The following is a 696-nucleotide window of genomic DNA, read 5'->3' on the forward strand; positions in this document are numbered from 1 at the left end:
TCCTAGCTCACCGGTGTAGGAGACGCGCAGCAGATGAACGCGTTTGGCATAGCCGACCTCACCCTTCTGGGCCGAAAGCCACGGGAAGGCCTCGTTCGAAAGATCATTGTCCGTCAGTTTCGACAGGATCTCGCGCGATTTCGGACCAGCCAGAGCGATCACGCCCAGCTGTTCCGAGATATCCTCCATCACGACCGAGCCGTCTTTGGGCAGCAGACGCTGCATCTGGTCCCAGTTATAGGCCTGCCAATTCGGGGTCGAGATCAGATAGAAATCATCCTGCGCCTTGCGTGCGATGGTGTATTCCGCATCCATCCCACCCTTGTCGTTCAGCATCAGAGACAGGGTCATTCGCCCCACCTTGGGCAGTTTGTTCGCCATCAGACCATCCAGCCATTTGGCCGCGCCTGGCCCGCGCACGGTGAATTTGGTCATCGGAGACATCTCGATGAAGCCTGCCTCTTCCCGCGTGCGGCGCACTTCTTCCTGTACCAACCCCATATGATTGGTGCGGCGGAAGGAGTGTTCGGGGATCGCCTCTTCGGGCGATTTGGCAAACCAGCGCGGGAATTCATAGCCGTTGAAGCTGGTCCAAACGGCACCATGTGCGGTCAACAGATCGTAGGAGCCCGCGGTTTTCATCGGACGGGCCTCGGGGAAATCCTCACCGGGGATGTGCGCATCCATATGGGTGCC

At 58.9% G+C, this 696-nt stretch carries 1 pseudogene; it reads right to left on the bottom strand.

The features are described from left to right. Positions 1-696, bottom strand: a pseudogene (locus ACR0E6_RS22335) (GcvT family protein); the annotation flags it as partial.

The sequence above is a fragment of the Ruegeria sp. AP12 genome, assembly GCF_056540025.1.